General features: G+C 71.2%; 8 protein-coding genes. 5 read left to right on the top strand and 3 right to left on the bottom strand.

Features of this window, described 5'->3' with window-relative positions; all coding sequences use genetic code 11:
- Positions 1 to 821 (bottom strand): SGNH/GDSL hydrolase family protein (locus BN11_RS13215; protein WP_083433743.1); only part of this gene is annotated, 821 nt, incomplete at its 3' end.
- Between the two features lie 141 nt (positions 822 to 962).
- Here BN11_RS13215 and BN11_RS13210 point away from each other — a divergent pair.
- The 3 genes from BN11_RS13210 to ilvA all read left to right on the top strand — a co-directional run bounded on the left by BN11_RS13210 (position 963) and on the right by ilvA (position 4,146).
- Positions 963 to 1,346: a DnaJ family domain-containing protein gene (locus BN11_RS13210; protein WP_048698387.1), complete on the top strand. Its 384-nt coding sequence runs from the start codon at positions 963 to 965 to the stop codon at positions 1,344 to 1,346.
- On the top strand, positions 1,343 to 2,653 hold the full coding sequence (locus BN11_RS13205; RefSeq protein ID WP_048698385.1) for a glutamate mutase L: 1,311 nt from the start codon (positions 1,343 to 1,345) through the stop codon (positions 2,651 to 2,653). Before BN11_RS13210 ends, BN11_RS13205 begins: the two co-directional genes overlap by 4 nt.
- A gap of 272 nt (positions 2,654 to 2,925) precedes the next feature.
- Entirely contained in the window at positions 2,926 to 4,146 is a 1,221-nt protein-coding gene (ilvA, locus tag BN11_RS13200; protein WP_048698383.1) for a threonine ammonia-lyase, read from the top strand.
- Between the two features lie 126 nt (positions 4,147 to 4,272).
- Here the strand turns inward: ilvA and greA are convergent, their stop codons facing one another.
- Positions 4,273 to 4,761, bottom strand: coding sequence for a transcription elongation factor GreA (gene greA, locus BN11_RS13195; RefSeq protein WP_048698381.1), 489 nt, complete (start codon positions 4,759 to 4,761; stop codon positions 4,273 to 4,275).
- 104 nt (positions 4,762 to 4,865) lie between these two features.
- The gene (locus BN11_RS13190) at positions 4,866 to 5,270 is read right to left on the bottom strand and encodes a DUF4307 domain-containing protein (RefSeq protein WP_048698379.1); all 405 of its coding nucleotides are present in this window, start codon (positions 5,268 to 5,270) and stop codon (positions 4,866 to 4,868) included.
- Between the two features lie 62 nt (positions 5,271 to 5,332).
- Here BN11_RS13190 and mca point away from each other — a divergent pair, with 62 nt between their 5' ends.
- Positions 5,333 to 6,289 (top strand): mycothiol conjugate amidase Mca, encoded by a 957-nt coding sequence (gene mca, locus BN11_RS13185; RefSeq protein WP_235435469.1) that lies wholly within the window; start codon positions 5,333 to 5,335, stop codon positions 6,287 to 6,289.
- On the top strand, positions 6,286 to 6,591 hold a 306-nt coding region (locus BN11_RS23820), incomplete at its 3' end, for a hypothetical protein (RefSeq protein WP_048698377.1). The genes mca and BN11_RS23820, both read left to right, overlap by 4 nt.

Raw genomic sequence — 6,591 nt, 5'->3', positions numbered from 1 at the left:
TGAGTGTCGCCGGCGGTTCCCACGCCCAGCGCCGCACAGACGGTCGGCAATAGCACCGCGGCGACGCGGGCATACCCGGCGGGGGAGGGATGGAACTGGTCCTCGCTGAAGAGTTCCTTCGGCGCGGCGGAGAACTCCGGACCCAGCAGGTCACCCAGCGACACCGTGCGGCCGCCGGCCTCGACGACGGCGACCGTCTGGGCGGCGGCCAGGTCGCGGCTCCAGCGGCGCAGCAGGTGCTTGAGCGGGATCGGGATCGGCTCGACGGTGCCCAGGTCGGGACAGGTGCCGACGACCACCTCGACCCCCATGCCCCGCAGCCGCTGCACGACCAGCTCGAGGTGACGCACCGCCGTCGCGCGGTCGATGCGGTGGGTGACGTCGTTGGCGCCGATGAGGATCACGGCGACGTGCGGGCGCTCGACCCGGTCGAGCGCGTTGGCGAGTTGCCGTTCGAGGTCACTGGACTCGGCGCCGATGACGGCCTCGTTGGTCAGGCGCACCGGCCGGCCGGTCAGCGCCGCCAGCCCGGTGGCGATGATCCCCCCGACGGTCTGCGCTCCGGTCTCGGCGCCCATCCCCGCGGCCGAGGAGTCGCCGAGCACGATGATCTCGGTCCGCTCGCCCACGCCATACCCATAGACCGCGTCGTCCTCCGGCGCCCCCTCGAAGGGCTGCCCGACGATCCGGCGGGCGATCTTCGCCTCGACCTTGATCAGGCCGTAGCCGAGCGCGCCGAGGGCACCGGCGGTCGCCGCGAGGCCGCCGCCGCCGTATGCCGCGGTGGCCGCGATCTTGCGGGCGCGTCGCGCTCGTCCCATAGCGCGAACCTCCTTCCCCGGGAGCGCTTGGCTGTCGTCCTCGTCAAAGGGAGAGATATCCTCCCCCGGTCCGGCATGCTGGCGCCAGGTTCACGGGGGTAACGGTGACCAAACAGCAATAGTTCCGCATAAAGTCGCCGTGTGCAGCCATATGAGTCGCATATCGAGCGCCTGATCCGGGAGGCGACCGAGCGGGGCGAGTTCGACAACCTGCGCGGCGCCGGCAAGCCGCTCGACCTCGGCAGCCCTGACGATCCCGACTGGTGGATCAAGCAGAAGCTGCGCGCGGAAGGTCTGGACGGCGCCGGCGCCGTGCCCGCCGTGCTGTCGCTGCGCAAGGAGGCCGCCGGCTTCCCCGAGTCGCTGCGCGAGATCCGCACCGAGGCGGGGGTGCGCACGGTGCTGGAGGACTACAACGACCGCTGCCGCCGTGACCGGCTGATGCCCCGCGACCCCAAGACCCCGCCGCTGGTCGCGCCGATCCTCGACGTGGACGCGATGGTCGCACGCTGGCGTCAACTGTGACCCGGGCGGCGTGCGTCGACGTGGGGTCGACCTTCACCAAGGGGCTGCTCGTGGATCTCGCCGACGGGCGGGTATGCGGTCGCGCTGCCTCCCCGACCACGTCCGGCACCGATGTCCTTGAGGGGTTGGACGCGGTGCTCGCCGCGGTCGGCGCGTCACCGGCGGATGAGGTGCTGGTGTGCTCCAGCGCCGGTGGTGGGCTGCGGATCGCGGTTATCGGGTATGAGGAGGCGGTCACCGCCCTCGCCGGTCACCGGGTCGCGCTGTCGGCCGGTGGGCGAGTGGTGCACGTGGCCGCCGGGCGGCTGGACCGGGAGGCCGTTGGGGCGCTGCGCCGGGCGCGGCCGGACGTGCTCCTGCTCGTCGGTGGGACCGACGGCGGGAACTCGGATGTCTTGGTGCACAACGCGACTCGCCTCGCGAACGCCCGGTTGGCGGCGCCGGTGGTGCTCGCCGGCAACCGGGATGCCGCGGCCGAGTGCGTCGCGGTGTTGAAAGGGAAGGGGCGCACGGTCATCGTCGCCGACAATGTGCTGCCGCGGATCGGGGAGTTGGCACCGGCACGCGCCCGGGAGGCGATCCGGGAGGTCTTCCTGCGGCATGTGATCGGCGGCAAAGGGCTCTCCCGCGGGCCGCGGTTCGCCTCGCTGGTGCGGATGGCGACCCCCGACGCGGTGCTGCTCGGCGTGGAACTGCTCGCGAGCGCCCGTGGGGAGGATGTGCTGGCGCTCGACATCGGCGGCGCGACGACGGACGTCTATTCGGCGCTCATCCCCCGAGGCGAGGACGCCGGGCTGCGGCGGGAGATCTCGCCGGCGCCGCGCGTGCTGCGCACCGTGGAGGCGGATCTGGGTATGCGGTGGAGCGCCCCCGGAATCGTCGAAGGCGCCGCGCGCGAGCACCTGCCGCTGAGCGCGGGTGTCGGGGAGTATGCGCAGTCGGTGCACGAGGACATCGAACTTCTCCCGGCCAGCCCCGCCGACTGGGACCGCGAGATCGAACTCGCCACTGCCGCAGCGCTGCTCGCCGTGCGCCGCCACGCCCGGCCCGGCCACCCGGGCGACGCGCCCCGGGCGCTGAAGGAGGCTGGAGTGCTGATCGGGTCCGGGGGAGTGCTGCGCCACGCCCCTGACGGGCGCGGTGACGCGGTGCTCGCTGCCGTGCTCGCCGACCACGGCGGCGGGTGGGTGGTCCCGGTGGCTGCCCGGTATGCCGTGGACACCGCATACCTGCTCTTCGCCGCGGGCCTGCTCTCCCGCGATCACCCCGCGGCGGCCGCCCACCTCGCGCGCGTGATCGGCGGCTGAGGGGTCAGTCGGTCCGCAAAAAGCCCGCGACGCTGAAAAGCCCGGCCGAATGGAACCCGATCTCGGCGCTCGTGCAGGCCATGCGGGAGTTGTGGGGGCAACGCGCCGCCGCTGGGCACCGATGCCGCCTGGCCGTTGCGGCATCCGGTCATCGCCAGCATCGTGTGGTCGCTCGGCATCTCGCTCGTCGTCGCACCGCTGGCCATCCCGGCCTTCCGCAATCGCACCGAGAAGGCCTGACCGGCCGCGGGCGGGAACTAGTGTTGCCCGCTATGGCGAGCGTGCCCACCGTGACCCTCGACGACATCCGCGCGGCGCGCGAGACGATCGGGGAGCTGATCCGACCGACCCCACTGGAGTTCTCGCGCGCCGTCAGCGAGAAGGTGGGCACCGATGTCTACCTCAAGTGCGAGAACCTGCAGCGGGCCGGCTCGTTCAAGATCCGCGGCGCCTACACCCGCCTGGCGCGCCTGAGCGAAGAGGAGAAGGAGCGGGGCGTCGTCGCCGCCAGCGCCGGCAACCACGCCCAGGGCGTCGCGCTCGCCGCGACGACTCTCGGCATCAAGTCCAAGGTCTATATGCCCGTGGGGGCGGCCATGCCGAAGCTGAACGCGACCCGCGCCTACGGCGCAGAGATCGAGCAGGTCGGCGCCACGCTGGACGAAGCCATCGTCGAGGCCCGGGCATACGCCGAGCAGACAGGCGCCGTCTTCATCTCACCTTTCGATCACGCCGATATCGTTGCGGGACAAGGCACGTGTGGCCTGGAGATCCTCGAGCAGTGCCCGGATGTCGGCACCGTCGTCGTCTCCCTCGGCGGCGGCGGACTGCTCGCCGGCATCGCCACCGCCGTCAAGGCGCAGCGCCCCGAGGTGATGGTGATCGGTGTCCAGGCCGAGCAGGCCGCGGCCTACCCGATGTCGCTGGCCGCTGGCCGCCCGATCCCGGCCGAGAAGATGGCGACGATGGCCGACGGCATCGCCGTCGGCCGCCCTGGCGATGTCCCCTTCGAGATCGTCCGCCGACTCGTCGACCGCGTCGACACCGTCTCCGAGGCGTCGCTGTCCCGGGCGATGCTCATGCTGCTCGAGCACAGCAAGCTCGTCGTCGAGCCGGCCGGCGCGGCGGGGGTGGCGCTGTTGAACGAGTCGGCAGACCGGTCCTGGAACGGCCCGATCGTCGTCGTCCTCTCCGGCGGCAATATCGACCCGCTGCTCATGCTGCGCGTCATCCGCCACGGCATGGTCGCCGCTGGCCGCTACCTGCAGTTCCGCGCAGTCATGCCCGACCGGCCGGGGTCCCTTGCCCGGCTGATCGCCGACTGCGCGGCCGCCGATGCCAATGTCGTCGAGGTCGAGCACACCCGCCACGACGCCAACCTGCTCATCGACGAGGTCGACATCTTCGTCCAGCTCGAGACCAAGGGCCCCCAGCACTGCCAGGACGTCCTGACGGCCCTGCGCAGCAAGGGCTACCGCCTCAAGTTCACCTGACGGCTCGGCCGCCAAACCTAGGAACCTCTGCTAGCAGAGCTTGGTCGAACCAGCAGACCTTGCTAGGTGTGCTGATTTGACTAGCCTCTGCTAGCAGAGGTTCCTGGGCTGCTCGACCCGGGCGGGTCAGCCGGTGTAGGGGACGGCGTGCTTGATCGTGACCTCGATCTGCTTGCCGTTCGGCGCCTCATAAGAGGTGGTGTCGCCGACCTTGAGGCCGTTGATGGCGGCCCCGAGGGGGGAGGCCTCGGAGAAGACCTGCATCGAGCCGTCGGCGATCTCGCGCGACCCGAGCAGGAAGGTCTCCTCGTCGCCGAAGAGTTCGACGGTCACCACCATGCCGGGCTCGACGACACCGTCGTCCGGCGGCGGGGTGGCGCCGACCTCGGCGGTTTCGAGCAGCTGGGTGAGCTGGCGGATGCGCAACTCGAGCTTGCCCTGCTCCTCGCGGGCGGCGTGATAGCCGCCGTTCTCCTTCAGATCCCCCTCGGCGCGGGCCGCCTCGATGCGGGCGATGACCTCTTGACGGCGCGGGCCCTGCAACTCGGCGAGCTCAGCGGTCAGACGGTCGAAGGCCTCCTGCGTCAGGTAGGTGGCAGTCGGCTGCTCGCTCACGGTGAACTCCTGGTGACGATGACGTGATGGTCAAAGGGTCTGGATCGCACGATGACGTGCGCTCCAGACCCGAGGTGAACCACCGATCTTAGCAAAGCGTCCGGTCAGGCCGGCTTGCAGCGCTCGACCGTCCCGGTCACCGCCAGTGACGTCGTGCGGATGTTCCCTTCTTGGGTCAGGCTGCGCTGCTCGCCCGCGGGGATGAGAACATCGACCGAGCCGACCGTCGCGAACCGCTGGTTGAGCGCCTTCAGGCGACACGTGACCGCCATGCCTGCCGGCCGGTGGACATCGAAGGACACGGTCACGTTCGAGGCGTCCACCACCTCATACGACCGGGTCTGCCAGCTGACCCGCCCGGCCGTCGCCGACCAGGCGAACCACACGACCACCGCCGTCATCGCCGCCACGCCGATGCTGCCGATCACCCACCACCGGCGACTGCCGGCGCTCCGCGTCGGGATGTCCAGGTCGTCCCCGTCGAGTTGCTCGGGATCGATGGCGGTCATGGGCAGGCCTCGGGTCGATTGCGTGGGTTGCGGGATCAGCGGTGGAAGAATGTCCCCCGATCATGTCATCCACCGAAAGGGCCAGCATGACGGGCCTGCGCCTGATGTGCGTGCACGCGCACCCCGACGACGAGTCAAGCAAGGGGGCGGCGACCATGGCGAAGTATGTCGACGCCGGCGCCGAAGTCCTCGTCGTCTCCTGCACCGGCGGCGAGCGCGGGGACGTCCTCAACCCCAACCTCAAGGACGATCCGCGGATCCTGCGCGACCTGGCCCAGGTGCGGCGCGACGAGATGGCGGCGGCCCGCGACATCCTCGGGGTGCAGCACCACTGGCTCGGCTTCGTCGATTCCGGTCTGCCCGAAGGCGATCCGCTGCCGCCGCTGCCGCCGGGCTGCTTCGCCCTCGAACCGCTGGAGGCGCCCGTCGAGGCCCTCGTCCGCGAGATCCGCCGGTTCCGCCCGCACGTGATCACCACCTATGACGAGAACGGCGGCTATCCGCACCCCGACCACATCCGCACCCACGAGGTGACGATCCCGGCCTTCGACGCCGCCGGCGACCCGGCGGCATACCCGCACGCCGGTGCGCCCTGGCAGCCGCTGAAGCTCTACTACAACGGCGGCTTCAGCAAGGAGCGCATCCAAACCTTCCACGAGGCGTTGGTCGCCGAGGGCCTGGAGAGCCCGTATGCCGACTGGCTCGACAAGTGGGACCGGCCCAGCCGGACGGTGACCACCCGGGTGCGGTGCGCCGACTGGTTCGAGCGCCGCGACGCCGCCCTGATCGCCCACGCGACCCAGATCGATCCGGACGGCTGGTTCTTCAAGGTGCCCCGCGAGATGCAGCAGCGCGTCTGGCCGTTCGACGAGTATGAGGCGGCGGCCTCGTACGTCCCCGTCGCCGAAGGCGAGGACGACCTCTTCGCCGGGCTCGGGTCCCTCGCGGAGGCCGACGCGCTCGCCCTCGACCCCCCGCCGCTCGCCCTCGACCGGCGGGTTGCCAGGGTGGTGCCATGAACATCCTCATCGCGCTGGCCGCGGCGAACGACCCCAACGCCTCCGAGGCCTCGTCCGGGTTCGCGGGTTTCGCCGTCTTCTTCCTGATGTGCCTGGCCGTGTGGCTGATCTTCCGCAATATGACCGGCCGCCTGCGCCGGATGAACCGGGCGCACGACGCGGAGGAGGCCGCCGCGGCCGAGCAGGCCGCCGCCGGTCAGCCGGTCTCGGAGCGGCCGGATCCGGGGCAGCCCGGAGCGGACCGACCGCGAGCCGGTCAGCCGCTGGCGGACGAGCGAGACCCAGCCGCCGGCGGCCCCGGG

Origin of the sequence: Nostocoides australiense Ben110 (assembly GCF_001050535.1) — a bacterium.
Taxonomy (GTDB): Bacteria; Actinomycetota; Actinomycetes; order Actinomycetales; family Dermatophilaceae; genus Nostocoides_A; species Nostocoides_A australiense.
This window is presented reverse-complemented; position numbering and strand designations above follow the sequence as displayed.